The organism is Paludibacterium yongneupense DSM 18731 (assembly GCF_000422925.1).
Classification (GTDB): domain Bacteria; phylum Pseudomonadota; class Gammaproteobacteria; order Burkholderiales; family Chromobacteriaceae; genus Paludibacterium; species Paludibacterium yongneupense.
In genome coordinates, this window is sequence record NZ_KE383963.1 from 43,393 (window position 1) to 69,863 (window position 26,471).

The 26,471-nt window shown below is 64.5% G+C and carries 22 protein-coding genes; 13 read left to right on the top strand and 9 right to left on the bottom strand.

Translation table 11 applies throughout. The features are described from left to right. Nucleotides 1-20: 20 nt before the first annotated feature. From tatA to G520_RS23680, 4 genes are read left to right on the top strand one after another with little or no spacing between them, the layout of a single operon-like run. Nucleotides 21-221, top strand: a complete 201-nt coding sequence (gene tatA / locus G520_RS0120685) for a Sec-independent protein translocase subunit TatA (RefSeq protein ID WP_028537329.1) — start codon at nucleotides 21-23, stop codon at nucleotides 219-221. A gap of 14 nt (nucleotides 222-235) precedes the next feature. After that, on the top strand, nucleotides 236-787 hold the full coding sequence (locus G520_RS25770; RefSeq protein ID WP_051229557.1) for a twin-arginine translocase TatA/TatE family subunit: 552 nt from the start codon (nucleotides 236-238) through the stop codon (nucleotides 785-787). Further along, nucleotides 784-1,521, top strand: coding sequence for a twin-arginine translocase subunit TatC (gene tatC / locus G520_RS0120695; protein ID WP_028537330.1), 738 nt, complete (start codon nucleotides 784-786; stop codon nucleotides 1,519-1,521). The genes G520_RS25770 and tatC overlap by 4 nt, the downstream gene beginning before the upstream one ends. Continuing rightward, nucleotides 1,505-1,894, top strand: coding sequence for a DUF2069 domain-containing protein (locus G520_RS23680; protein ID WP_036666725.1), 390 nt, complete (start codon nucleotides 1,505-1,507; stop codon nucleotides 1,892-1,894). The genes tatC and G520_RS23680 overlap by 17 nt, the downstream gene beginning before the upstream one ends. A gap of 98 nt (nucleotides 1,895-1,992) precedes the next feature. Here G520_RS23680 and G520_RS23685 read toward each other — a convergent pair whose 3' ends face one another. Further along, the gene (locus G520_RS23685) at nucleotides 1,993-2,502 is read right to left on the bottom strand and encodes a hypothetical protein (protein ID WP_036666727.1); all 510 of its coding nucleotides are present in this window, start codon (nucleotides 2,500-2,502) and stop codon (nucleotides 1,993-1,995) included. A 125-nt stretch (nucleotides 2,503-2,627) separates the two neighbouring features. Here G520_RS23685 and G520_RS0120710 point away from each other — a divergent pair, with 125 nt between their 5' ends. The 4 genes from G520_RS0120710 to G520_RS0120725 all read left to right on the top strand — a co-directional run bounded on the left by G520_RS0120710 (nucleotide 2,628) and on the right by G520_RS0120725 (nucleotide 9,558). Continuing rightward, nucleotides 2,628-4,829: a type I secretion system permease/ATPase gene (locus G520_RS0120710; protein WP_246542714.1), complete on the top strand. Its 2,202-nt coding sequence runs from the start codon at nucleotides 2,628-2,630 to the stop codon at nucleotides 4,827-4,829. Then, the gene (locus tag G520_RS0120715; protein WP_036666730.1) at nucleotides 4,829-6,205 is read left to right on the top strand and encodes an HlyD family type I secretion periplasmic adaptor subunit; all 1,377 of its coding nucleotides are present in this window, start codon (nucleotides 4,829-4,831) and stop codon (nucleotides 6,203-6,205) included. The genes G520_RS0120710 and G520_RS0120715 overlap by 1 nt, the downstream gene beginning before the upstream one ends. Nucleotides 6,206-6,209: 4 nt before the next feature. After that, nucleotides 6,210-6,782: a response regulator transcription factor gene (locus G520_RS23690; RefSeq protein WP_051229558.1), complete on the top strand. Its 573-nt coding sequence runs from the start codon at nucleotides 6,210-6,212 to the stop codon at nucleotides 6,780-6,782. Between the two features lie 88 nt (nucleotides 6,783-6,870). Beyond that, entirely contained in the window at nucleotides 6,871-9,558 is a 2,688-nt protein-coding gene (locus tag G520_RS0120725) for a VCBS domain-containing protein (protein ID WP_028537333.1), read from the top strand. A gap of 37 nt (nucleotides 9,559-9,595) precedes the next feature. Here the strand turns inward: G520_RS0120725 and G520_RS0120730 are convergent, their stop codons facing one another. Further along, a complete protein-coding gene (locus G520_RS0120730) occupies nucleotides 9,596-11,491 on the bottom strand; it encodes a bifunctional diguanylate cyclase/phosphodiesterase (protein ID WP_028537334.1) in 1,896 nt (631 codons plus the stop codon). A gap of 11 nt (nucleotides 11,492-11,502) precedes the next feature. Then, complete coding sequence (locus G520_RS23695; protein ID WP_084637736.1) at nucleotides 11,503-12,204, bottom strand: transglutaminase-like cysteine peptidase; 702 nt, start codon at nucleotides 12,202-12,204, stop codon at nucleotides 11,503-11,505. Nucleotides 12,205-12,341: 137 nt separating this feature from the next. Between G520_RS23695 and G520_RS23700 the strand changes: the two genes are divergently transcribed. Next, a complete protein-coding gene (locus G520_RS23700; RefSeq protein WP_051229559.1) occupies nucleotides 12,342-13,790 on the top strand; it encodes a TolC family outer membrane protein in 1,449 nt (482 codons plus the stop codon). Here G520_RS23700 and G520_RS24180 read toward each other — a convergent pair. Both G520_RS24180 and G520_RS23710 read right to left on the bottom strand, forming a co-directional pair. Beyond that, nucleotides 13,780-15,405: a methyl-accepting chemotaxis protein gene (locus G520_RS24180; protein WP_051229560.1), complete on the bottom strand. Its 1,626-nt coding sequence runs from the start codon at nucleotides 15,403-15,405 to the stop codon at nucleotides 13,780-13,782. The two genes, G520_RS23700 and G520_RS24180, sit on opposite strands and share 11 nt — an antisense overlap. 58 nt (nucleotides 15,406-15,463) lie before the next feature. Beyond that, on the bottom strand, nucleotides 15,464-16,270 hold the full coding sequence (locus G520_RS23710) for a TatD family hydrolase (protein ID WP_051229561.1): 807 nt from the start codon (nucleotides 16,268-16,270) through the stop codon (nucleotides 15,464-15,466). Nucleotides 16,271-16,505: 235 nt separating this feature from the next. Here G520_RS23710 and G520_RS0120755 point away from each other — a divergent pair, with 235 nt between their 5' ends. Beyond that, nucleotides 16,506-17,921 carry a sugar porter family MFS transporter gene (locus G520_RS0120755; RefSeq protein WP_084637737.1) on the top strand — a complete coding sequence of 472 codons (1,416 nt, stop codon included), beginning with the start codon at nucleotides 16,506-16,508 and terminating at the stop codon, nucleotides 17,919-17,921. Nucleotides 17,922-18,002: 81 nt separating this feature from the next. Then, entirely contained in the window at nucleotides 18,003-18,968 is a 966-nt protein-coding gene (locus G520_RS23715; RefSeq protein WP_169449868.1) for a Gfo/Idh/MocA family protein, read from the top strand. Here the strand turns inward: G520_RS23715 and G520_RS0120765 are convergent, their stop codons facing one another. The 4 genes from G520_RS0120765 to G520_RS0120780 all read right to left on the bottom strand — a co-directional run bounded on the left by G520_RS0120765 (nucleotide 18,969) and on the right by G520_RS0120780 (nucleotide 23,742). Next, complete coding sequence (locus G520_RS0120765; RefSeq protein WP_028537336.1) at nucleotides 18,969-19,541, bottom strand: LOG family protein; 573 nt, start codon at nucleotides 19,539-19,541, stop codon at nucleotides 18,969-18,971. 137 nt (nucleotides 19,542-19,678) lie between these two features. Further along, nucleotides 19,679-22,102 (bottom strand): molybdopterin-dependent oxidoreductase, encoded by a 2,424-nt coding sequence (locus G520_RS23720; protein WP_051229563.1) that lies wholly within the window; start codon nucleotides 22,100-22,102, stop codon nucleotides 19,679-19,681. Nucleotides 22,103-22,169: 67 nt separating this feature from the next. Further along, entirely contained in the window at nucleotides 22,170-22,805 is a 636-nt protein-coding gene (pagP, locus tag G520_RS23725) for a lipid IV(A) palmitoyltransferase PagP (protein WP_084637741.1), read from the bottom strand. 307 nt (nucleotides 22,806-23,112) lie between these two features. Beyond that, on the bottom strand, nucleotides 23,113-23,742 hold the full coding sequence (locus G520_RS0120780) for a LysE family translocator (RefSeq protein ID WP_028537337.1): 630 nt from the start codon (nucleotides 23,740-23,742) through the stop codon (nucleotides 23,113-23,115). A gap of 458 nt (nucleotides 23,743-24,200) precedes the next feature. On the opposite strand from G520_RS0120780, the gene G520_RS0120790 reads away from it, so the two are divergent. Together G520_RS0120790 and G520_RS0120795 are read left to right on the top strand one after the other, a co-directional pair. Next, nucleotides 24,201-24,401 (top strand): hypothetical protein, encoded by a 201-nt coding sequence (locus G520_RS0120790; RefSeq protein WP_028537339.1) that lies wholly within the window; start codon nucleotides 24,201-24,203, stop codon nucleotides 24,399-24,401. Nucleotides 24,402-24,835: 434 nt separating this feature from the next. Then, nucleotides 24,836-26,449: a methyl-accepting chemotaxis protein gene (locus G520_RS0120795; RefSeq protein WP_028537340.1), complete on the top strand. Its 1,614-nt coding sequence runs from the start codon at nucleotides 24,836-24,838 to the stop codon at nucleotides 26,447-26,449. Nucleotides 26,450-26,471 lie beyond the last annotated feature (22 nt).

Sequence of the window (26,471 nt, forward strand, 5' to 3'; positions counted from 1 at the left end):
CGGGAAGCAAGGAAGTCGATATGGGATCTTTTAGTCTCGTCCACTGGCTCATCGTGCTGCTGATCGTGGTGCTGGTGTTCGGTACCAAGCGCCTGCCCAGCATTGGCAAGGATCTTGGCAATGCCATCAAGGGCTTCAAGGAAGGAATGAAAGGCGAGGAAGAAAAGCCCGCCGAAAAACCCGCCGGTCGAGTCATCGACGGCGATGACAACAAGCGTTGACGCGGTAGCGCATCGTGTTTGATTTCAGCCTGGGCGAGATCCTGCTGATCGGCGTGGTGGCACTCGTGGTGCTGGGGCCGGAGCGTTTGCCGGTCGTGGCGCGCACGCTGGGCGCCCTGCTCGCACGGATGCAGCGTTTTGCCGCCAGCGTCAAATCCGACATCCGGCGCGAGGCCGACCGCGCCGGCCTCGCCGGCTTGCAGCAGGACGTCCGCGAGACGGCGTTCGCGTTGCAGGAGCGATTCGAAAACGAGTTGCACGGCGTGAACGCGGCCCTGGCCGGGACGGTGGCGGCGGTGGGCATCGAACCCGCCGTGGTCGCCCCGCCGGCGGACGATGCGCGCGTCGCGGTCGACCCGCTGCCGGCGGCAGGCGAAGCCGATGCCAGCGCCCACGGCGAAGTGCTCGCCTGCGCCGACGCGGCCGCGCCCATGCCCGGAACGGCGACGGTGCTGGCCGCTCCCGGCGAACTATCGCCGCCGGCACGCGATGAAAACCAGCTCGACCTGTTCGAAGAGCTGCTGCCGCCTTCTCCCCACTTGCCCAGCGATAACTCCGCGCAATGACCGAAGAACTCCCCCTGCTTGCGCATCTGATCGAGCTGCGCCAGCGCCTGGTGCGTGCACTGGCCGGTTTTTTCATCGTCTTCCTCGCCCTGTTCCACTGGTCGGGCGACATCTATCACCTTCTGGCTCGGCCCTTGCTGCAGCATTTGCCTGCCGGCTCGACGATGATTGCCATCGAGGTGACCGCACCGTTCTTCGTGCCGGTCAAAGTCACCATGCTGGTGGCCATGCTGTTATCGCTGCCCAATACGCTGTACCAGCTGTGGGCCTTTATCGCCCCCGGCTTGTATGCCCACGAAAAAAAGCTGGTTTTGCCGCTGTTGCTGTCCAGTCTGCTGTTGTTTTTCACCGGGATGGCATTTGCCTACTTCCTCGTGTTTCCGGTGGTCTTCGGCTTCATGGCGGCGGTGACGCCGCATGGCGTGGCGATGATGACCGATATCGACAAATATCTGTCCTTCGTGCTCGGCATGTTCGTGTCCTTCGGCGTCACCTTCGAAGTGCCGGTATTGGTCGTGGTCCTCGCACGGATGGGGGTGGTCGACATCCCCCAGCTCAAGCGCGCGCGGCCCTATATCATCGTGGCGGCTTTCGTGGTGGCGGCGATGATCACCCCGCCGGACATGCTGTCGCAACTGATGCTCGCGCTGCCCTTGTGCCTGCTGTACGAGGCGGGGATCTGGGCCGCCCTGTTCATGGCATGGAGGAAACGGAAACATGCCGCTACGTCCTGACCGTACGCTGCAATGGCTGGCTATCTCCAGCCTCGTCGCCCTGACGCTGTTGTCGCTGCTCTGGGAACGCTGGCTCGCACCGCTGCGGCCGGGCGGCTCGCTGCTGGTGCTCAAGGCGGTGCTGCTGCTGTTGCCGCTGCGCGGCATCCTGCGCGGCCACCTCTACACTTTTCAGTGGTCGTCGATGTTCATCTTGCTGTTTTTCGCCGAAGGCGTGATGCGCAGCTGGGCCGACCATGGTTTGTCGCGCGGCCTGGCCGGAGTCGAAATCGTGCTGAGCGTCGCCTATTTTGCCGCCGCGGTCGCCTATGCCCACCATTTCAAGCCGATCGGCGTCAGTCCGGCCCGCGCACATCGGCTTCGTCGTCGCTAGTCCGGCCCGCTCTCGTCGGTTTCGTCGTCGCTAGTCCGGCCCGCGCACATCGGGTTCGTCGTCGCTAGTCCGGCCCGCGCACATCGGTTTCGTCGTCGCTAGTCCGGCCCGCTCTCGTCGGCTTCGTCGTCGCTGAGATAGGCGCGCAGTTCGCGGCGTAGCCGCAGCAGGGTCTGCGCGCCTTGCGGCAAGTCGGTCTGGTGCAGCAAGCCCTTTTTTTCCAGCACATCGATCACGTCTTCGATCAGGCGCACCGCGCCGGGATCCGATTCGCGCAGACTCTGACGCGCGGCGTCTTCATCGCTCTCCACCCTTTCCCGCAGATTATGCAAGCGCATCGGCCGCACTCCCGGGTGTGAATCCGCCAGGCTCTCGATATCATCCGGCGCCAGGAGCCTGCTCTCGGCCAGCGCGAGCAGCAGGCTGTCGAGCAGGAAATGCTGCGCGTTATCGCTGGCATCAAGCAGGCGCTGCTCGGCGCCGCGATCGCCGGCCAGCAGCAGATCGAGTACGCGTGGGTCTGTCGCCGGAAGAAAGACCCCTTGCGCAACCGCATGACCGAGCAAGGCATCAACGTGTCCGTTGGCGTCGATAAGTGCGTATGGCATACAGTGCAGCCCCTATTGTTAACAAAAAGTGGTAAGACTTTGCACAAACACTACACGTATTATTTTATTAGTCTAGAATAGCCAATTCGATTGTTCAGTTCTGTAAAACATCCGCGACCATGACAATGGACCCACTACAAACCCGTGCCCCCGCCGCAGCGATGACGGCCGCGGCAGCCGGCGGCAACGACGATATTCCATCGCATGCCACGCACCTCGATCCCTTGCTCGACTGTCTGTTTGCATTGGCGCGCGGTTACGGCATCCACGCCACGCGCGAGTCGCTGACCGCCGGGATTCCCTTGCGCGACAATCGCCTGACCCCGTCCCTGTTCGGACGCTCGGCGCGGCGGATCGGGCTGGCGTCGCGTCTGCTGCGCCTGCCGCTCGAGCGGGTGCGCGACAGCCTGCTGCCGGCCGTGCTCCTGCTCGATGGCGACGAGGCCTGCATCTTGCGCTCCATCGATGCTGCGAGCGGAAGTGCGCGGGTGAGTTTTCCCGAACTGATCGAATCCGAAGTGTCCATGCCCCTGAGCGAGCTGGCGACGCGGTACGGCGGGCTCGCCCTGTTTGTCCGGCCGCGATACCGCTTCGAACGCCGCGCGCCCGAACTCTCGCAGATTCGTTCCCGCCATTGGTTCTGGCAGACCCTGTTTCAAGGCTGGCCGCTGTATCGCGATGCGATGGCGGCCGCATTCATGATCAATATCTTTGCGCTGGCCCTGCCGCTGCTGTCGATGAACGTCTACGACCGCGTGGTGCCGAATATGGCGACCGAGACGCTGTGGGTGCTCGCGGTCGGCGCCATGGTGGTTCTGGTGTTCGACTTTCTGCTGCGCATGACGCGGGCCTACCTGCTCGATCTGGCCAGCAAGCGCGTCGATATCAGCCTGTCGGCGCTGATCATGGAACGTGTGCTCGGGCTGCGCATGGAAGGGCGCCCGAGCTCGGTCGGCGCTTTTGCCGCCAATCTGCGCGCATTCGAGTCGATACGCGATTTCATCGCTTCGGCCTCGGTGGCGGCCCTGATCGATTTACCGTTCTTGCTCATCTTTCTGCTGGTCATTCTGTGGGTGTCGCCGTGGCTGACGCTGCCGGTGCTGCTCGGATCGGCCCTGACACTCGGCTATGCCTGGGTCGTGCAGGAGAAAATGAAGGATCTATCCGATACCACGTTGCGCGCGGCCGCCCAGCGCAACGCGCTGCTGATCGAAAACCTCGGCGCGATGGAAACGATCAAGATTCTCGGTGCAGAAGGCCAGCAGCAGCGCGCGTGGGAACAGTCGACGCTCTATCTGGCTCAGGTCGGCGCCCGCCTCAAGATGCTGGCCGCATCGACCGCCAGCGTGACCGGCTTCATCCAGCAGACGGTCTATGTGTCCATGCTGGTCGTCGGCGTGTATCTGATCATCGCGACCGATGTCTCGCAAGGCGGGGTGATCGCCGCCGTGATGCTGTCCGGACGTTGCATGGCGCCGCTTGCGCAAGTGGTCGGGCTGATGACCCAATATCACAATGCCAAGAGTTCGCTCAGCTCGCTGGAGAGCCTGATGCGCTTGCCGGTCGAGCGTGAAGCCGATGCCGCCTTTTTTCATCGCACCGGCTTCAGCGGCGATATCGAATTCAAGGACGTGACGTTCGCCTACCCGGGCAATCCGGTGCCGGTGCTCGAGCATGTGAGCTTCAAACTGCGCGCAGGCGAGCGTGTCGCCATCGTCGGCAAGGTCGGCTCGGGCAAGACGACGCTGCAAAAAATGATCATGGGTCTGTACCGGCCCGGCAGCGGCTCCATCCGCATCGATGGCATCGATATCCAGCAGATCGACCCGGCCGAATTGCGGCGCCATATCGGCTATGTGCCGCAGGACCCGGTTCTGTTCTACGGTTCGATGCGCCAGAACATCGCCATGCGCTCGCCGCATGCCCACGATGCGAGCATTGCGGCGGCCGCCGAGGCGGCCGGCCTGTCCGGCTTTATCAACGGCCATCCGCTCGGCTTCGACATGGTGATAGGCGAGCGCGGCGAAACTTTGTCCGGCGGACAGAGACAGGCGGTCACGATCGCGCGTGCGCTGCTGGAAACGCCGCCCATGCTGCTGCTCGACGAGCCGACCGGGCAGATGGATCAGACCAGCGAGGCGCATATACGCCAGACCCTGCTGTCCCTGCTTCCCGGGCGCACCGTCGTGCTGGTCACGCACAACCAGGCGCTGTTGACCCTGGTCGACAGACTGATCGTTGTTGATCGCGGGCATATCGTGGCCGATGGCCCGAAGGCGGATGTGATGCGCGCGCTGCAGCAGGGGACCGTGGGGAGGAAGGGCTGATGTGGAGACGCTGGAAAGAAAAATCGGGGCGCGCGCTGGAATGGCTGATGGACTGGGCGGCGGCGCGCGATCTGAACGAACGGATCGATTTTGCCACCGATGCCGAATGGGCGATGCTGGAGCAGAACCCCGCCCGCCCGCGCCTGCTGGTGTGGAGTATCGTCGGTTTTTTCCTGGTGGCGCTGCTGTGGGCCGCGCTGGCCCATGTGGATGAAGTCACCCGTGGCGACGGCAAGGTCGTGCCCTATCTGCAGAACCAGCATATCCAGAGCCTGGACGGCGGTATCGTCGCCCAGATCATGGTGCGCGAAGGCGACCGCGTGCGCCGCGATCAACTCTTGCTGAAGATAGACAATACCCGCGCCGTGTCTTCGCTGCGGGAAAACCAGGCGCAGTATCTCTCCCTGCTGGCCAAGGCGGCGCGCCTGCGCGCGCTGACCTCCGGCGCCAGTTATGTGCCCCCCGCGCAAGTGATGCAGCTTGCGCCCGACATCGCGACCCACGAGCTCGCACTGTATACCTCCAAGCGCCAGGAGCTGGAGGCGACGGTGGCGATCGCGCGGCAGGAGCTCGAGCAGCGCTCGCATGAGCTGAGCGAGGCGCAGGCGCGGCAGGAAGGGGCGAAGCGCACGTTCGAGCTGACCTCGCGCGAACTGGCGGTGACCCGGCCGCTGAAAGAAACCGGCGCCGTGTCCGACGTCGACCTGCTGCGGCTCGATCGCGATGTGGCGCAGGCCAGGGGCGAACTCGGGCAGTCGACTGCCCAGATCGCCAAGCTGCACGCGGCGATCTCCGAAGCGAGCCGCAAGATACAAGAAGTCGAACTGACGTTCCGCAATGCGGCCAGCGTCGAATTGTCGGATACCCTTTCCAAACTCAACAGCCTGTCCGAGGGCAGCGTCGCCCTGAAGGACAAGGTCAGGCTGACCGAAGTCCGCGCGCCCGCCGCCGGCGAGGTCAAGCGGATGTATGTCAATACCGTCGGCAGCGTGGTGCAGCCGGGCAAGGACATCATCGAGCTGGTCCCTTCGGAAGAGTCCCTGCTGCTGGAGACGCGCATTTCGCCGCGCGATATCGCCTTCCTGCATCCGGGCCAGCATGCCTTTGTGCGTTTCAGCGCCTACGACTACACCATCTATGGCGGCATGGAGGCGGTGCTGCAGGATATCGGCGCCGACACCGTCGCCGATGACAAGGGCAACGCGTTCTATATCGTCAAAGTGCGCACCAACCGGCGTGCGCTGGGAAGCGGGCACCTGCCCATCATTCCCGGCATGGTCGCGCAAGTCGATATCATGACTGGCAAAAAGAGCATTTTGTCCTATCTGCTCAAGCCCGTGTTGCGGGCCAAGGCCGAAGCGATGACCGAGCGCTGAGATCATGCCCGACATCGCCTTTCTGACCGCCAGTCCCGCTCTGGCCGCGTACTGGCGCGAATCGCTGCAGCGCAGCCCGCGCGTGTGTGCGGGCTCGGTCGCCGCGCTGGATGCGGACTGCCGCGAGCTGCCCTTGCTGCTGGACCTGGGAGGCGGGCCGCCGTTGTCGCTCTGCGCGACGCATCGTGTGCTGGCATTGAGTAGCGTACCCGGCGATGAGGAGGGGCTGCGGTGGCTCCAGCATGGGGCGGTCGCCTACCTGCATGCCTACAGCAGCGCCGAGCTGCTGCGGCAGGCCCTGGCCGCGGTCGAGTCCGGCGGCATCTGGTTCGGCGTCAGCATCATGCAGCGGCTGTGCCGGCAGCTCGGCGCGATCGGCGCCAGTGCGCCGCTGCCGGCGGACCTGTCGGCGCGCGAGCTGCAGGTGGTCGACGCTTTGCGCCTTGGCCGCTCGAATAAAGAAATCGCACAGGTGCTGGCCATCACCGAACGCACGGTCAAAGCGCACCTGACTTCGATTTTCCAGAAGTTCGATGTCGCGGATCGTCTACAATTGCTGCTGCGGCTCACGCGCTGAGGGCACAGGTGGACTTCAGTACAATGGTCAGCGCCCATTGCCGTCGCTACTATGACAAAACAAGTAATATATGTCATAAGGAAATGTTATGAGCGAGCAAAACCTGGGTCGTATCGTCGGACTGCATGGCGACGTCAAAATCGTCGATGCGCACGGACATATCCATGTCATCGCCGCAGGCGGGACGGTGCCTCCGGGTTCGCATCTCATCCTGGCCAACGGGGCCGAAGTCCAATTGCTGAGGGCCGACGGCCAGACGGTGACCATAGACGGGCCGCGCGACATTTTGCTGTCGGAGGATACGCTGGCGCCGCAGGCGGTCGACCCGACCGACGCGAGTTCGCATGACGCCGCCCAGCTCAATGCCGATGCCGCACACGTGCTGGCCAATCTGCAGGCGGGGCTGGACCCCGTCGTCGGGCAGAGCATAGGCAATGCCGGGCCCGGCACCGATGCCGCGCGCGTGCTGGCCAACCTGCAGGCGGGGCTCGATCCGACCGCCGGCCTTGCGCCGGCCGAAGCGGGTCTCGATGCCGGACAGCAGGCGGAAGAAGGCAGCCACAGCTTTGTCCGCTTGTTGCGCATCAGCGAAAACCTGAGTCCGCTGAGCACGGGGACCGGCTTGCAAAACGCGCAAGCCATCGAGCCGCGGGCTTTCTCCGCCGGCAACGACAATCCCAACCACGGTGCCCGGGTGGACAATGGCAGCGGTTCCGTGGTCGAGCAGACGCAAGTCTCGACCTCGGGCCATCTGGTCGCGGTCGACAGCGCGAGCCACGCCTTGCCGTTCGATGCGGGAGTGCTGCAGGGCGCCTATGGCAGCCTGACGCTGGATGCACAGGGCAACTGGAGTTACACCCTGGACGATCGTTCGCTGGCGCTCGCGCAGAACCAGGCGGCGACGGACAATTTCACCGTGACTCTGGCCAATGGCTGGCAGACCACGGTCGATATCAATATCACCGGCACCAATTCCGTCGCGGCGATCGGCGGCAACGACCACGGGCTGGTGACCGAAGACCAGAACGTCACGGCGCAAGGTACGCTGGTGACCAGCGGAACGTTGAGCATCAGCGATGCCGATGCCGGCCAGTCCGCCTTTGTGCCGGGCTCGGTGACGGCTCCCGACGGCGCGCGCGGGGTCCTGACGATAGACGCCGCCGGGCACTGGACTTACACCGTGGCCGACAGCGCGGTGCAGGACCTGCGCGCCGGGCAGGATGCGATCGAAACCTATCTCGTGCATAGCGTCGACGGCAGCGTGCATACGGTGACCATCGAGATCGACGGCATCAATCACGCGGTCAGCATCACCGGCACCGGCGGCACCGTGGTCGAGGATACGAATGTCAATTCGGCCGGCATGCTGGTGACCAGCGGACAGATGGTGCTGCTCGACCCCGACCATATCGGCCGCAACCATATCGACACCACGAGCGTGACCCTGCTCGGCGGCGGGACTGCCCTCGGCACGCTGACCGTCAACGACGACGGCAGCTGGAGCTATAGCGTCAACAATGCCGAGAGCCAGGTACAGGCGCTGACGGCCGGCGAATCGCTGACCGAAACCTATCTGGTCCGCGGCGTCGACGGCACCACCCATACCCTGACGATGGAAATCGACGGTGTCGCCCACCCCTCGGTCGTGCTCGCCAGCGGCTTCGACAGCGCGGGCCGGCCGCTGACCGACACCGGCTTCGTCTCGAGCGCCGCACCGCACGACGCCGCCAATTACCTGACCACCAGCGGGCAGGTATGGGCCGAGAAAAGCCAGGGCAATCACGGCGAGACCGACTTCAGCACCACGGTGATCTCCACGGCGCAGGATTGGGGCAGCCTGACCATCGACAGCCAGGGGGCGTGGAGCTACAGCGTCGATCCGGCCAAGGTCGCGGCGCTGGCGGCCGGGCAGATTCATGTCGACAGCTTTGTCGTGACCACGGCCGACAATGTGCCGCATATCATTACCGTCGACCTCGGGCAGCCGCTGGTCCTGGGCGGGGATACCCACGCCACGGTGACCGAGAACACGGCCGTGGACAGCTCGGGCTATCTCGTTGCGAGCGGCACGCTGACGTTTACCGAGCCCGACAGCGCACTGGCCGTACGCGACAAGATGGATACCTGGCAGTTGGCGAGCCAGAGCGGGCAGACCCACCTCGGGGCGCTGACCGTCGATGCGACCGGCCACTGGAGCTATCAGGTCAATAATTCGCTCGCCCAGATCCAGAGCCTGCAGGGCGGGCAGTCGTTGTCCGACTCCTTCGTGCTGACCGCGATCGACGGCTACACCACGCAGGTGGTCAGCATCACCATCAACGGCGTCGATCACAGCGCCCAGCAGCCGACGGTGAGCACCGGCTTCGGCGGCATCTTTACCGAGACCTTCGACAGCAGCGGCGACGGCACCTTCACCTGGCAGAGCGGCGATCCGGGCAGCGCCGGTCATCCGACCTACGATGTGCTGTACGGTTTTCAGGAAACGAGCGGCAACAAGGACACCCTGGACCTGCGCAATCTGCTCTCCGGCGAGCACAACACCGATGCCTCGCTCGAAAAATATCTGCACTTCGAAAACACGGCCAACGGTCTGCTGGTTCATGTCAGTGCGACCGGCCAGTACAATGCCGGCGATTCGGCCGCCCAGGACGCGATGCTCGACACCAAGCAGATTCTGCTGCCCGGCGTGGCGGTGACGAACAACGGGGCCGCGCTCAGCGATCACCAGATCCTGGATGCCCTGCTCGCGCAGCACCAGATCGTCGTCCACCCCTAGCGGGCTTCCCCCGCCCCCTGCGGGGCGGGGAGCCTTGTCAGTGGATGGCCGTACCGGTCATGGCATCGATGCCCAGCTCTACCAGGCTGGCCGCATCGTCCGCGTTCTGCACCCCCTTGGCGACCAGCGCGATATTCATCAGTCCCGACATGCGCAACAAACCGCGCAGCAGCGCTTGCCGCCCCGGGTCGTGGTGGATGCCTAGCGTCAGTCCGCTATCAATCACCAGATAGGCGATGCCGATTTCGTACAGACGGGCGACCAGCTCGAGGTCGTTGCCGGCGATCTCGACCGCGACGCGCTGGCCGCGCCGGCGTACCGCGTCGCAGAAAGAGGTGAAGGCGTCCCAGTGCTCGGCGAGCCCGGTTTCATGAAATTCGAAGGTCAGCGACTGCCGCGCCAGATGGCGGATAGCCTGTTCGATGGCGGGCAGGAAGTCGCCATCGGCCAGCGAGGCCGGCGAGACGTTGATCGCGTAGAGCCCGCGCCCGGATTCCAGCACGGCCTGGTGGAGCGCGGCCAGATCGAGCTGCGCCGAAATGCCGAGGCGGAGCGCGTGCGACACCAGGCGCAAGGCGTTGATCTTGCCGTCGCCATCCGGTAGATACAGCATGCCCTCGCGCCACAAGGTGACGCCTGCCGGGCTGTTGACCGGATACCAGTCGAGGCGCAAGCGCTTCTCCTTGCTGGCCCCCACGATCAACTGCAGCCAGTCGTGCTCGCTTTGCTGCGGCAGATCGCGGTCGCTGCGCCGGAAATGATTCGCCGGCTGTGTCCCGGCTTCGGCCAGCGCCTGATTCACGCGCAGCAGCAAGGCGTCGGCGCTGTCGCCGCTGTGGTAGCAGCTGAGCCCGATATGCCCGAGCCCGGCGCAGTCGACCAACCCCATCTGCTGATAGCTGGCCAGCTGATTGCACAGCGACTGGGCGAGAGTCAGCGCTTCGCTGGCCTCGATCTCGGGGCACAACAGCGCGAAGTCGGCGCCACGCAGACGCGCGGCCAGCCAGCCCTTGCGCGGATGGGCGAGCGCACGCAGATCGGCGGCCAGCCGGTCGAGCAGGGCATCGGTCGCGGCCCCCCCCAGGCGCTGGTTGAGCTCGGTCAGATTGGCGACGCGCAGCAGCAACAACTCGCCGGCCTGCGTTTGCTCGCGGCTGCCGAGCAGGGCATTCAACTGTTGCAGGAAGGCAACACGATTGGGCAGGCCGGTGGCGGCATCGGTCAGTGTTTCGCGCCGCAAGCGCTCCAGCTCGGCGCTGCTGGCCTGCAAATGGCGCTGCAGGGTGCCGACCATGCGATTCATGGCCGCGACGACGCGGGACAGCTCGGGGGTCGGCGGCTCGGGAATGCGGATGAAGCGTTGCTCGGCGATGGCGTCCGCCTGCTCGACCATGCGGTTCAGGTGGGTGCGCAGTTGCAGGATCGAGATCGAGCCGACCGTGGCGCTCAACAGTCCGACCACGGCCAGCCATGCCAGGGTTTGCGCCGCACCCTCCCAGAGCGAGACGTAGGCGAAGCCCAGATCGCTGTCGACGCTGATCTGGCCGGCCTGCAGCCAGCCCTTGGAGACGCTGGCGTTTCCGCTTGGCGGCTGCAAGGGCAGGAGCCGGGCAAACCAGCCCGGGGTGTGCCCGGTCTGGTCGCGGTTGATGCGCTCGATGCGGGGTTTTCCATCGGCGTCCAGCCAGCGGATGCTGTGATAGTGGCCCTGATCGAAGGCGGCGTTGATCAGCGTCTCGGCCATCGCCGGTTCGGCCTTGTACTGCGTGATCATCAAGGCCAGGCCGTTCGCCGTATCGGTGTTCTGGGCGCCGAGCTGCTGCTCGATATAGTGGCGTGCGGCGAGCAGATCCGTGGCCAGCGCGCCGGCCACGGCCAGCATCGCCACCGACAGCAATATCCACAGCCGTTGTACCAGAGAGAGTCTGTTCATAAGTTAAGCCACTAGAAGGTAAAGCCTTCGGCGCGCATTTTGTCCATCACCTGGCGCCAACGGGTCAATTTATCGATCGTGGTCCGCGTCGAACCCACCCACAACCTTTCCGCGTCAAAAGAGAACACCGGCGTCAGATCCGGTCGCTGCGAGGCCGGCAGGATGCTCGTGATCAGGCTGTCCAGAATCAGCGGCTCGGCCGTCGGCGTCGGGTAATAGGCCAGCACCATATGCGCCTGGCTCAGCGTGCTGTCCGGCCCGCCGATGCGGGCCTTGACGTAGGTGAGCCGCAGTTTGTCCGGCGCCATGCCGGCCAGGCGCAGCGAAAAATACTTGGCAATGGTGAAGCCCTGACAGTTCGCGGCGGCCTTGCCGAAGGTCTCCAGCGGCGTCGGCCAATAATCGGGCTGATGCCAGATCGACTCGTCATCGGCATACCGGATGCGCCGGTTGATGAACTGGTTGACCGCGGCGAGGCGCACCGGATCGGGACTGTCGTGCAAACGATTGAGCAAGACCGTCCAGTCCTGATACAGCCGCACGGCCTGTGGCCCGTAGCGCACCGCCACCTGTGGCGCGGGCAGGTCGCGCGCGACGGCGAACAGCATGCCGCTCAAGGCAAGCACCACCCCTCCGGCGAGTAACCGGCCGATTCGACCTTGCCGCCGCACGGCACGGCACAGGGTCGCGAGAGAGGAGAGAAAAGTCGGCATCAATGCACATTATTGCATCGTTCTTAAATTATTTACGTAAAACAGTTTATTCACATAGTGTTTCGAGATATTGTAAAGTATTAACAGAAATTGTTATCACAATCTATGCGGTCAGACTGATTGCTTGGGGGATCACCATGAATGTTGTTGCGAAACTGTCTGTTGCTGTTTGCACCGCACTGCTTGTCGGTCCGGCGCAGGCAGTCGATTTGGGACAGGCTGTAGAACAGACACTGCTGCACAATCCCGAAGTCCGCTTCAAGCTGCACGAATTCAAGGCGGCGATGGAGGAGAAGGGCGTCGCGCGCGCGGGCTATTTTCCGACCGTTGATGCGAGCTACACCCAGGGACACGAGCACAATGTTCTGCCCGGCGTTTATAACGGGCCGGCGCAGTACGAGAATTTCCAGCGACATGGCTGGTCTGTCACGCTGACGCAGAATCTGTTCGACGGCATGCAGACCACGTACTCGCTGCATCAGCTCGACCACACCATGCGCGCCAAGTACTTCGATTTTCTGGACAGTTCCCAGACTCAGGCGCTGGAAGCCGTGCGCGCCTACATCGACGTGTTGCGCTACCGGCAATTGCTGGAGGTGGCCAAGGCCAACTATGCGACACATAAGGGCATCTACAGCCAGATCCAGCAAAAAGTCGGCGCCGGCGTCGGCCGCCGCGTCGATCTCGAACAGGCGGCCGGTCGCCTGGCGCTGGCCGAATCCAATTTGCTGACCGAGAGCAGCAACCTGCATGACGTGTCGGTGCGCTATGAGCGCGTGGTCGGCGTCGAGCCGCCCGCCGACATGGCCGACGTGCCTTCGCTCAAGGCGCAATTGCCGCTGGATCGCGATGTGCTCGGTCGCGCCACCCACGCCAACCCGGCCTACTTGTCGGCGCTGGAAAACGTGCTGGCGGCGCGAAGCGAAGTGGCGGTGCGGCGCGGGGCCTTTTCGCCGACGCTGGATCTGCATCTGCGCCAGGATCAGGGCAACGGCATCAACGGGACCACCGGCGCCTATAGCGAAAAAATGGCCGAGGTGGTGTTCAACATCAATCTGTCGCGCGGCGGCGCCGACCGTGCCCGGCTCGGCATGGCGGCCGAAGGCTTGAACGGCGCGCTCGATCTGCGCGACAAAGCCTGCCGGGATATGCGTCAGACGGTCCGCATCGCCTACAACGACACGGCCAAGCTGGATGAACAACTGACCTATCTGCGCCAGCACGCGCTCTCGACCGAAAAAGCGCGCGACGCTTACCGCAAGCAGTTCGATATCGGCCAGCGCACGCTGCTGGACGTACTCGATAGCGAGAACGAACTGCTAGAAGCGAAACGCGCGATAGCCAATGCCGAAAACGACCAGAAGCTCGCGTATCTGCGGGTGCTGGCCGGTGACGGCGATTTGCTGCAAGCCCTGCATCTGAAGGCGGCCGAGGACTATACGGCCGATTACGCGGGTCCGTCGGCCGACGACCTGGCCAGCTGCAACACCGAATATCCGCAGACCCCGGTCGTGGACAAGAACGCGATCATCGCTCAGCCCTATATCCCGGCCGGCAACGACGCACCGCCCAGCATCACGCAGTAAAGCGGTTCAGCGTCGCATCCAAGGCATCGACCAGGCGATGCAGATCATCGGCGAGAGCCGTGGCCTGCTGTATTGCCTGGCTGGTGCTTTCGTTCTTGTCGGCGATGTGGGCGATGTTCTGCGCGACCTGGTGCCCGGCCGCACCCTGTTCCTTGATTTCGCCTGCGATGTCGTGAATGCGCCGGGTCGCATCGGCCGTGCCCTGCCGTATCGCTTCCAGTGCCCCGGCCACGCTCGATGCGCTGCTGACGCCGGCATCGATCAGCGCGCCGGCTTCGCGCATGCTTTGGTCCGCGTTATGGGTATCGTTCTGCACCGCCGTGATCAGTGCCGCGATCTCGGCTGTCGACTGGCTCGTCCGTTCCGCGAGTTTGCGCACTTCATCCGCGACCACGGCGAACCCGCGCCCGGCTTCGCCCGCGCGGGCCGCTTCGATGGCGGCGTTCAGAGCCAGCAGATTGGTTTGCTCGGCAATTTCGCGAATGACCTGGACGATGTTGCCGATCTCGCCCGAGCGCAGATTGAGTCCGGCAATCACCGCCGACGTGGTTTCGATGTTGCCGGCGACTTGCTGGATTTCGTGCGTGGCGCGCTGGGCGAGCTCGCTGCCGCGCAGGGCCGCATCGGTCGCTTGACTGGCCTTTTCCCTGGCCTCGGCCGCATGCTCGGCGACCACATTGACACTGGCCGATATCTGTTCGAGCGTCGCCGCGCCGGAAGAGGCGGCCTCGGCCTGCGCGAGCGAGTCGGTGGCGACTTTGCGGCTGACCGTGCTCAGGTTTTCCGCGGCCGCGAGGAGCTGCGATGAATGCCGGTGCGAATCGCGGATCACGGAGCGCACACTCTCGACGAGTTCGCGCAAGGAGCGGGAGACCGCGCCGACCTCGTTGCGGCCATAGTCCGGCCACGGCAGGGTCAGGTCGCACCGCGCGGCGAGGGTATGGCTGTTTGCCGCCATCTGGCGCAGCGGCCCCGCAATCGAGCGAATGATCAGCAGCGACAAGCCGGCGGCGGCGCACGAGGTGACAATCAGCAAGGCGATCAATTCGGTGCGCACCGTGAGGCGGGTGGTATCGATTGCCGCGCCGAGCCCGTCTATCGTGTCATGCGAACGCCCTGCGATCTGTTTGAGCGCATCTTCCATGGCATGGACACTGTCCTTGAATTGCCCCATCGCGCCATTGGCGTCGGCCGTGCCGGCGATGGCGCCGGCCTCGATACGGGCGGAAACGGAGAGCAGCCCGTCGCCATACTGTTTGAGCTTCGCGTCGAGCGCGGCCAGGCTCGCGCTTTGCGCCGGGTCGGCGTCGGCGCAGGCCTTGAGCTCGGATTCGGTCTTGCCCATCGAGTCGCGCCATTTGCTCAGGTAGTCTGCGCGGGTCTTGGGGACGGCGATATTGATGAAATAGTCTTTTTCGAAGCGCCGCAAATTGCCCATGTGGTAGCGGACTTCGGAAATATGCTGGTAGAAGCTGACGTCGCGCGACGTCATGGTGTGCACCGTGTCCGACATGCGACCGAGACCGATGAGTCCGGTCGCTCCGATCATGATCATCAATATGATGAGCATGCTGAACCCTGCGCTGATGCGCAGTGCAACCGTCATGTTCTTCATGCGTATCTACTCCGACAGTGATTTTAAACGCGCGCAGGCGCTGTTAAATAGTCAAGCCTTATAGGATACCGCTGAATTTCAATGTATTAATAATATTATTAAATACTGTTTTAGTGACGATGTCATGGCTCACGCCGCGCAGCGCGGCCAGCAACTGCGCATAGCGCGCGAGTTGCGCCGGCCGGTTGGGCGTTTGCTGTGCCCAAGCGGGGCGGATGTCGGGCGCATCGGTTTCCAGCACGATACTGTCCAAAGGCAGGCTGGCCGCCAGGCGGCGGATTCGCAACGATCCGTCGTATGTCATCGATCCACCGAATCCCAGCAGCATCCCCTGCCGGATATACGCACGCGCTTGCTGCTCGCTGCCGTTGAAAGCGTGGGCGATGCCGCGTTCGATGCGTTGCTCGCGCAGAAAACGCAGCACTTTATCCTGGGCGCGGCGCACGTGCAGCAGCACCGGCAGATCGTAGCGGCGCGCGAGCTTCAGTTGTTCGATAAACAGCGCCTGCTGCCGTGCGGGATCGAGGCCGGTGACATGGAAATCGAGACCGATCTCGCCGAGCGCCACCGGCGCATGCCGCGTCAATGCCTGCTCCAGAACGGCCAGATGATCGTCCAGATGACTGGAAAGATAGAGCGGGTGCAGGCCGAAAGCGATCCAGCAGCCATAGCGTCTGCGTTGTTCGAGCACGCTCTCGAAACGGGAGACATCCACCGCCGGAACGAGAATCTGCCCGAGGCCGAGCGCCTGTGCCTCCGCGACCACCTCGTCGCGATCGGCGTCGAACTCGGGGGCATCGAGATGGCAATGCGTGTCGACAAGGGTGGGCGTCGGCGGGCAATGGGCGAAGGCGGCTGTCTTCATCGGCGGGAAATCCGGCAAAACCATCCTTGCAGTATGGTCGGGCCGTGGGTCCTCGGCCAGGCGAAATGTGTCATGACCGGATGATACCCGCCCCCGCCGAGCGCAGCGACTACGTAAATGTACTTAGCTACGAGCAAATGGTGTAGCATAGCGGCCAATTCGGGGCGGTCGCGAGCCGCCGGCCAGCAGCTCACAATCGCCGCCGCGAAAGCGCCGGTTTTCTTTGGTGAACACGATGGTTACACCCAATACATCGAGCACGGCGCTGCCGTTGACGCGCGCGCCATCCTCCGTCAATTTTCAGGTCGCCTGTGTCGGCATCCTGGCGGCCCTGGCCGGGCTGCTGTTCGGCCTCGACATCGGCGTGATCTCGGGCGCTTTGCCGTTCATCGCCGCGACCTTCCGTCTCGGCGATGTGATGCAGGAGTGGATAGTCAGCTCGATGATGTTCGGCGCGGCGCTGGGGGCTGTCGGCAGCGGCTGGCTGTCTTTCCGTCTCGGGCGCAAGAAATCGCTGTTGCTGGGCGCCGTGCTGTTTGTCGCCGGCTCGGCGCTGTGCGCGCTCGCGTGGTCGGCGAACATCATGATCGCCGGACGGGTGGTGCTCGGTCTGGCTGTCGGCATCGCCTCCTATACCGCCCCGCTGTATTTGTCCGAGATCGCGCCGCAGCGCATTCGCGGAGCGATGATCTCGGTCTATCAGCTGATGATCACCATTGGCATTCTGGTGGTCTACCTGAGCAATACGCAGCTCAGCGCCAGCGGAAACTGGCGCGCGATGGTGGGGGTGGTTGCCGTGTCGGCCGTGCTGTTCCTGCTGGGGGTGTTGTGCCTGCCCGACAGTCCGCGCTGGCTGGTCATCCGCCAGCGCAAGGCGGAAGCGCGCCATGTCCTGCAGCGCTTGCGCGGTTCCGACGAACAGGTGGAAGCGGAGCTGGCCGAAATCGAATCCTCGCTGCAAGTGAAACAGCGCGGTTTTCAGTTATTCCGCGAAAACGCGAATTTCCGGCGCTCGGTCGGCCTCGGCCTGGCGCTGCAGGTCATGCAGCAGCTGACCGGCATCAACGTCATCATGTACTACGCCCCCCGCATCTTCGCAGAGGCCGGCTTCCATTCGACCCGAGACCAGATGTGGTGCACGGTGATCGTCGGACTGGTCAATGTCCTGTCGACCTTCATCGCCATCGGCTTTGTCGACCGCTGGGGGCGCAAGCCTATCTTGTACGCCGGGTTTTTCATCATGGCGGCGGGCATGGGGGCGGTTGCCATGATGCTCGGGCAAACGCAACTGAGCGTGGGCGAGCAATATTTTACCGTCGCCATGCTGCTGCTGTTCATCCTCGGCTTTGCCATGTCGGCCGGCCCGCTGATCTGGGTGCTGTGCTCGGAAATCCAGCCGCTGCAGGGGCGCGACTTCGGCATCACCTGCTCGACGTTCACCAACTGGATCGCCAACATGATCGTCGGTGCGAGCTTCCTCAGCCTGCTGCACGGCCTGGGCGGCGCGCATACTTTCTGGCTCTATGCCGGATTCAATGCCGCATTCATCGTGGTCACCCGCTACTTCATCCCGGAAACGCGCGGCGTCTCGCTGGAACAGATCGAAGGCAAGCTGATGGCCGGCAAGGCGCTGGTCGACATCGGTCGCTGACAGGTCAGACCATCAGGCCGCTAGACCTCAAGTTCGGCCAGCGCTATGCTGTACGGCATGGTCTGGCGGGGAGAAGGCGCGATGCGCTATGTTCTGATCGGTACGGGTTCCATCTCGAACACCTATGTGGCGGCGCTGTCCGGCCTGGAGGGCAGCAAGCTGGTCGCCTGCGTCTCGCGCTCCGGGCGCCGCCCGTCGGCCGCTCCCGGCATCGAGTGCTGCCGTTCGCTGGATGCCGTCGCCGCTCCTTTCGATGCGGTCATCATCACGACCCCCAACGGTTTGCATCAGGACGGCGCGCTGGCCGCCGCACGCCTCGGCAAGCATGTGTTGACCGAAAAGCCGCTTGCCATCACCCGCCCCGCAATGAGCGCCATGATCGAGGCCTGCGCTCGCGCGGGCGTCACCCTGGCCGTCGCCTTTCAGCACCGCACCCATCCGGATGTCCTCGCGCTCAAGCGCCTGCTCGAGGCGGGAGCGCTCGGGCGTATCTATGCCGCGGATCTGTCATGCAAGTTCTGGCGCGACCAGGCGTATTACGACAGCGCCCCCTATCGCGGGGGGCTGGACATCGACGGCGGCGGGCCGTTCATGCAGCAAGCCTGCCACAACATCGATTTGTATCAGTGGTTCTTTGGCCTGCCGGACGAACTTGTCGCCCACCGTGCGACCTTTGCGCACCGTATCGAGGCCGAGGATCACGGCGCCGTACTGCTGCGCCACGCAAACGGAATGATCGGCACCATCGTCGCTTCGACGGCGGCCCGGCCCGGTTTGCCGGCGCGTCTGGAAGTCGTGTGCGAAAAAGGCATCGTCGTCACTCTCGACGATCGCATCGTCAACTGGGACATCGACGGAGTCGCCAATCCGGGACAGGGCGCGGCCATCGCCGCGGCTCCCAATGTGGCGACCCTCGGCGACAGCGCTCGCCACCAGGCCATCCTGCGGGATTTCGAGGCCGCGGTGCGCGACGGCCGGGCGCCGCTGGCCGACGCCGAATCGGCACGGCGCACCGTTGAACTGATCCTGCGGATCTACGGACGCTGATCAGGGACGGGCCGTCGCCCATTTTTCCAGCGGCGGGGTGTAGGTGAGCAGCGCGTCGAGCAGGGGCTCGGGCGCATGCTCGACCCTGACCATCTCCCGGTACGGCGACTTCATGAAACCGTGGTCGACCATATCGTCCATGAACGCGATGAGCTTGTCGTAGTAGCGGGCGACATTGAGAAAGCCACAGGGCTTGCGATGGTAGCCGAGCTGGGCCCAGGTCCAGGCCTCGAATATTTCTTCCAGCGTGCCGGCGCCGCCCGGCATGGCGATGAAACCGTCCGCCATCTGCGCCATCAGCGCCTTGCGCTCGTGCATATCCCCCACCACATGCAAGGCGCTCAGCGAGGTGTGGGCGACCTCGCGCGCCTCGAGCGCGCGCGGAATCACGCCGGTGACCTTGCCGCCGGCCGCCAGCACCGCGTCGGCTATCGTGCCCATGAGTCCGACCTTGCCGCCGCCGTAGACCAGTTCGATGTCGCGCGCCGCCAGCGTGCGCCCGAGCGCCTGTGCGGCGGTCGTGAATTCGGGATTATTGCCGGAGCTGGACCCGCAAAAAACGGCGATTTTCATACATTCCCCAATCTGTGTGGAGGCAAAGCCTCATTGTCGCGATCCGCTATTGTCGCGGAAAAGCGGTCGGCGCGAAACGCGGCGCCGTGTCGGGGGTCGGGCCGGAGGGGGCGGCGGTACGATGCCCGGCCCCGGACTCAGCCCGGCGGCGGCAAATCCGCAGCCCGCCCCGTAGCGGCGCCGGGCCGCTCGCTGCCTTGCTCCCGTGCCGCCGCGGCAGCGGGGTCCAGGGCATTGGCCGCGTCCGCACCGGCGGGGCGCATCCGCTTCGAACGCTCGATGCGGCACGGGGCGTGCCGCAAGCTGTTCGATCCGCTGATGGCGTCGAAACGCTCGCCGTCGAACAGGCGGTTGCTGTCGCCGGCATGATCGGCGTACTGCCACCAACCGTACTGTGCGCATACCACCTCGGCGGCGAGATGCGCATCCAGGCGCGCTCGCGCCGGGACACGCGCCTGCGGGGTCACCAGATCGACCCAGTCGCCGGCCGCGATGCCGGCCGCCGCCGCGGTGTCGGGATGGATCTCCAGCAGGGGGTCCGGCATCGAGCGCCGCAAGGACGGCAGCTGCCGGTGCTGGCTATGACAGAACTGCGGCCACTTGGCCGTGGTGAGAAGCAGCGGAAACTCCGCGCTCGCCTGCCGCTGCGGCGGCTGGTAGAGCGGCAGCGGCGGCAGGCCGCGGGCGGCCAGCGCCGCGTCGAAAAAATGCAGGCGGCCGTCGCCCGTCGCAAAGCCGGACTGCCGGTACTTGCGGTAGCGCGTGACGAGCGCCAGGCGCATGCCTTGCGGCGCCGCGCGCAAGGTCTTCGCATCGACGCCGCTGGGGGCCAGTATGTGATCGAGCGCCAGCTCGGGGTCCAGACCGAAAAAAGCATCGCCCAGGCCCAGTCGGCGCGCAAGCTCGAACACGATCCAGCGGTCGGAGCGGCTTTCGCCCTGCGCCGGTGCCAGTGCGGGCCGCAACTGCAGGTGCGCCTCGGCGGCGGCGCCGACCATGAAGCCGCCTTGCAGGCCCTCGCGTTCCCAGGCGGAACCGACCGGCAGCAGCAGATCGGCCATGCGCGCGCTCGGGGTTTCGAATTGCTCGGCGACGGCAAAAAAATCGAGCGCGCGCAAAGCGTCGTCGTTCAGCCGGGTCGCCGGTTTGCTCTGCATGAAGTTGCCGCCGAAGGCGACCAGACAGGAAACCGGGTAGGGCTGCCGCTCGACGACGGCGCGGAACAGATCGCGCGTCGTGATCCAGCCGCGCGCGGGCGGACCGAGCGGGCGCTCGGCCAGGCCCAGGGTCTCGCTGCGGGTGGCGGGCGTGACGAATTCGGCGCCGGAGATATCGGCCAGTGCCGGGCGCTCGAACCAGACATTGCCGCCTTTGGCGTCCAGCGAGCCGCTCAACGCGTACCAGGCGCGCAGGGCGCGGCCGGTATGGCTGGCGTTATCGTGCTGCGCGGTTCCGGTCCAGGTAAACCAGGACAAGGGGCCTTGCGTCGCGATCAGCCGTGCCGCGCTCTCCAGCGCATCCGGGGGGATGCCGCAGACCGCCTCGACCCGTTGCGGCGTCCACTCTGCCGCCAGCGTCGCGAGCCGGTGCAGTACCGGCTCGCATTCGACCGGGCCGGCGAGGGTCGCGATCGTGAAACGTCCGGACAAGGCCAGCCGCAGGCCGGGTGCGGCGTTCGAAGCGCGCGCGGCCAGCACGTGCACCGTGCCAAGCGTCTGATCCCAGGCCAGCGGGCGGCTGCGATCGCCGCCGGCGACCAGATCGGCCTCGGTCAGCAGGCTGTCGCTGCCGACACGCAGCAGGCAAGGCGCATCGCTCCACTGCGCGACGAATTCGCGATCGAAATTTTGCCCCTGCAAGCGGTGATGGATCAGGCCGAGCGCCAGCGCGCCGTCGCTGCCGGGGCGGGGCCGCAGCCAGACATCGGCCGAGGCCGCCAATCCGCTGCGCCGCGGATCGATGACGATCAGGCGGGCGCCGCGCTGTTTCGCCGCCTTGATCGCGCTCGCTTGCGCGAGCCACGATACGCCCGGATTGAAACCCCACAGCACGATGCAGCCCGTGTGTTCGTAGTCGGGCATGCCGATGCCGGCGCCGAAGTCGGCGACAGGGGCGAAATCCTTGTGCCAGTTGCAATTCTCGGTGGCGAATACCATGTTCGGGCTGCCCTGGGCGCGGGCGAGACGGTGTATCCAGCCGAAACTGTCGGCGAGCGCCGTGCCGCTGGGGGTGGCGACCGCCCAGGCGACGCCGCGCGGCCCGTGCCGTTCGGCGGCGGAGGCGATTTTCGACGCCAGCAGATCGAGCGCCTCATCCCAGCCCAGCCGCTCCCAGCCGGGGTCGGGGTCGCCTTTGGGGCGGGTGCGGCGCTGCGGAAACAGCAGCCGCTGAGGGTGGTAGACCTGCTCGGGCGCGCTACGCGCCTTCAGACACAGGGCCTGCCCGGTCGGGTGTGCGCGGTCGGGGTCGACGCGCGTCATCCTGCCGTCGACGAGCGTCGCCACGCAGCCGCAGCGAGAGATGCACAAGGCGCAGTAGCCGTGACGTTTTTCTATATTCATGATACATCTTTTGGCGTGAAAGCCGACCGCGCAGGCCGACCGGGGTGTCACTCAATACGGAACGAAATCAGAACTGCCAGCGCAGCCAGGTGAACAGGACATTGCCGTTATTCTTGCCGGTACCCGGCATATACGTCGACTGCAGCGCAACGCCGCCCTTCTCGATCGAGAAAAGCGGCAGCACCAGAGGAATCGGCACATAGCTGTAGTCCTGGCGCATGGTCACGCCTACGGTGTAGCCGAGGCCCAGGCGCCAGTCGCCGCCCGGATACCACATTTTCTGATAACCGTAGCCGGCGATCGGCTCGACATCATGGTGCGAATCCATGAAGGCCATCGCATACAGGCCATGCCAGTTGCCATCGCTGTCGAAGCGGTACTTGCCCACGCCCAGCCCGAACGGGTTCTCGTTATAGCGGGCGATATTCTCGCTCGAATACATGCGCCGGTTGTGCCATGTATGCAGAGGAATATAGAGCTCGTACTTGTCCGAGTGCCAGGTATCGAGCATCGCGGTTTCCAGCGAGGACAGCACCCTGCCGGCGGGAGCCAGTACGGCGGTGGTCGCCCTGTCGAGAAGGGAAGCATCGACGCCTGGCGCGGCGGTGGCGGCGGCGGGCGCAGGGCTTGCCGCATCATCCGCCAGGGCGTGGCCCGACAAGGCGCCAAGGGCGAGACTGAGTAACAGGGTGTTCTTTGACATTTCTTCATCTTTCAGCTGCCGGCTTTTCGTACTCCGCCTGAGCGTGGTCAACCCGAGCCGGTTTGATAAAACATCGCCGCCATGCACCGTCCAGGCAGGCGCCATCCCGTACAGTGCGTGCTGCGATGCCGTGTGCCAGGCCCGAATCGGCCTGGCGCCCTTCTGCCGACCCGCCGCAGCTGGTCTTCGGGGCAGGTGCGCATCATGCGGCAATAAGGCAGTCTTGCGGGTGTCGGCGACAACAGTCCGGGCCGCGCGAAACCGCAGGGCGCCGATCTCGAGTCGACCGTGTGCCGGTCAGCCGTGGCTAGCGTGCGATGATCAGACGCAGGCCGAGTCCGACGAAAATGCTGCCGGCGATGCGGTCCAGCCACAGACCTGCGCGCGGGCGCCGCTGCAGAGCGCGGCCGACCGCGCCCGAGAAATAGCCGAGCAGGCCGAACAACACGGCTGCCTGCGCGGTGAAGGTCAGCCCGAGCAGGGCCGTCTGCATGCCGATCGCGCCATGTGCGGCGACCACGAATTGCGGCAGAAAGGCCAGGAAGAATAATACCACTTTTGGATTAATTGCGTTTGCAAACAGGCCCTTGCAAAACAGCCGCCGCAACGGCTCCGCCTGCCCGCTGCCATTGCCGGCGCGCGCGCCGCCATGGCTTCTGAGCGCCTGCAGACCCAGCCAGAGCAGATAGAGGCCGCCCCCGACCTTGAGCGCGGAAAACGCCAGCGGTGAGGCGGCGATCAGCGCACTGATGCCGACGGTGGCCAGAATCGTATGGCTGATGCAACCCAGCGCACAACCGAGTCCGAAAACCATGCCCTGCCGGCGCCCGCGAGACATGCCTACGCCAAGCACCATCAGGTTGTCGGGCCCCGGGGACAGGGTAATCAATACGGCAGCGGCGAGAAATCCGAGAAACTGGTCCGGGCTGAGCGGCATGGGAGGCTTTCAGGGAAAAGTCATGTCCAGATACTAGCATTGCCGCGCCCGGGCAGGGCACCCGGCCGGCCTGCGCTTCACGATTGTTAATGTTTGCGGTCGCCGCGGACACGGAATGGCAATACCCGGCGTCTATTCTGAAACCGTCGCAGGGAAGCGAGTCCCGGCGGCAGCTCCAACGTGATGAACTTTTCAGTACCCCCGTTCTTTTACTGAAGACCGCGCAAGCGGTCTTTTTTTTTAGGCAGGCAAGTCATCAGGCAGGCAAAGGGTACGAATGAGGCAACTTGCATCCGCCCCTATGCGCTAAAATGACGACAAGAGCACTGCGCAAGCGAGCACGCTCCCCCTCCGCTTCCGGGACCGTCCCGGAACAGCCTGATTTCCCCTTCCATCCTGGCATGTGAACTCGACGGACCGGTGTCGCGCTTGCTTCGGCCCAGTCAAAGGATATGACAATGTTTTTCAAGGTAAGGGTCGTTTCCGCCAGCTCCGGCGGTGATACCAAAGGACCGCTGCACAGCTCGCAGGATACCGCGCGTCAAGCCGCCCGCATGATGCTGGCCATCCATCCGGGCAAAGTCATCGTCGAAATCCTGAAATTCGACGGCAAGGAAGACCACCATGGCGTGGTGGTCGAAAAACTGGAACGTCCGTAAGCCGCAAAAGCGCGAGTCAGGCTTGCAGGCCCGCACTGCATGGCCCGAGAGCGAACACACCTTCGGTCGCTGCATCCAGCCGGACGCGATGCCGGCCGCACCCGGCCCGCCTCGCGCTCCCCTCCTGCCGACTCCATCCTCCGCCCTGCATGGCATCGCGGCAGCGGCGGGCTGGCGGCCATCCCGCATCGTCCAAACCGGCCCGCGACGGCGCGCGCCGAAGCGAGAACGCACCCCTCGGCGCACCCGGCTGGCAACGTCATGATTTATCGAGAATGGCATTGACTCGCATTTCTAAAGATGTGGAAATCGATTATTAATTCATGAGCCGGATAACGGATTTATTTACCGATATTTACATCGGAGCCCGATTATGAAAAATAATGTATATTAACTATTAATACTTATTTTTACATAGTCAGAGGAGCCGCACCGTGCGAGTCAAAATCAGGCTGTTGATAATTACCCTGATCAGCTGCCTTGGGGCGGCCTTACTGGCGGCCGTGGCCCTGTATTCGCTTGATAGCGCATTACAGCAAGAAAAACACAAACAGATCATCAACTCGCTGCAGCAATCGGAAGCACTGCTCACCTATTACAACGGCCTCGAACAAAGCGGAAAACTCACCCGCGCCGAGGCACAGCATCAAGCCGCGCGCAGCCTGGATGCGATGCGGCATGAGGGTAGTTATTACTTCGTACGCGATTCAAACTCGGTCTTGCTTGTCCACCTCGACCAGAAACGGGTAGGCAAGGTGGATGACGGCGGCAAAACGCCGGACGGACGCATGACCGCGGTCGAAGCCTATGCGCAGGCACTGCAAAGCAGCCGCTACGCCTTCGCCGGCGCCATGGCCAACCATCCCGGCAGCAGCGTCAAAGTGCCCAAGCTCAACGGCGTCTACCGCTACGCGCCGTGGGGCTGGGTGGTGGGTACGGGCGTCTTCCTCGACGATGCCAGCGCCACCTTCTGGCAAGACGCGGCGCTGCTGCTCGCCGTCGGTGTGGCGGTGCTGCTCGTGGTGTTCATCCTGTCCGGCGTGATGTCGCGCCAGATCATCGGCGCGCTCGGCGGCGAACCGGACTATGCGGCGGCGGCGATGTCGCGCATCGCCGATGGCGACCTGTCGCAGCGCATCGAGTATTCCGGTTCGGAAAAAAGCCTGTTGGGGGCGATGAGTCATATGCAACAAGGCTTGCGTCAACTGATCGAGAAGATCAATCACTCCTCGCAAGGACTGAAACACTCGGCGCAAGACCTCGGCCAGCAAATGCAGCAACTGGGTACGGTCTCGGCCACCGCCAGCGAATCGACCGCCTCGGCCGCGGCTTCGATCGAACAACTGTCGGTCAGCATCGATCAGGTGCGCGACGTGGCCCAGCACAACGAAAGCTCCTCGCACAGCATGAATGACGAAGCGGCGCAGGGCGTGCACGACGCCCGACTCGCCGCGCAAGGCATACAGGCCATCGCCGGCCAGGTGCACGAAGCCAGCGCCATGGTGCAGTCGCTGACCGAAAGCACGCGCGACATCAGCGGCATCGCCGCCACCATCCGCGATATCGCCGACCAGACCAACCTGCTCGCGCTCAATGCCGCCATCGAAGCCGCCCGCGCGGGCGAAACCGGACGCGGCTTCGCCGTGGTGGCGGACGAGGTGCGCAAGCTGGCCGAGCGCACCGCCAGCGCGACCAGCGAAATCACCACCATCATCGGCAGCGTGGTGAGCGAAACCGAAGGCACCTCGGGCAAGATGGAAGCCATCGGCCCCGGCGTCACCACCGGCGTGGAACAGGTCAGGCAGGCCGAAGCCGCCCTCAGCTCCATCCAGCAGTCGATACAGCAGAATATGACCCGCAGCGCCTCGGTAGCGCACACCATGAACGAACAGAGCGCCGCCGGGCTCACCATCGCCCGCAGCGTCGAGCAGGTGGCCAACGTGGTCGAAGAGACGCAGCGTTCGGTGGAACTGGCGGAAGGCATCGCCCGCGAGATCGACAGCACCTCGGCCGAGCTGTATTCCTCGGTCAGCCGTTTCCGCCTGTAAGGCGGGCATCCTCGGCCGGTCG